Annotated in this window: 1 pseudogene; it reads right to left on the reverse strand. The window is 42.3% G+C overall.

What is annotated here, in order from left to right:
* Positions 1-140: 140 nt before the first annotated feature.
* Positions 141-246: pseudogene (locus ACO0KV_RS18455) on the reverse strand (IS5/IS1182 family transposase); the annotation flags it as partial.

Below are 246 nucleotides of genomic sequence, written 5' to 3' on the forward strand. Positions count from 1 at the left end.
TTAAAACACCCACATTCCGAATATCGAACAAGATCGCCGTCTCACGACAGGACTTCTGCTCATTCCACATATGTTGAAGCACGGATAGCTTGAATTGAGCACTGTAATGACTGAATTTTTTATCTAGGGCGTGTTGACATTTATTTTAACCAAAGCATCGAAGCTGCAATTGCCACAAATGAAGCAAATCGTTCAGCGAGTTTGTCGTATCGCGTTGCAACCCGCCTAAATTGTTTGATGTGAGCA

It is taken from the genome of Undibacterium sp. RuRC25W (genome assembly GCF_049339825.1).
Lineage (GTDB): Bacteria > Pseudomonadota > Gammaproteobacteria > Burkholderiales > Burkholderiaceae_D > Undibacterium.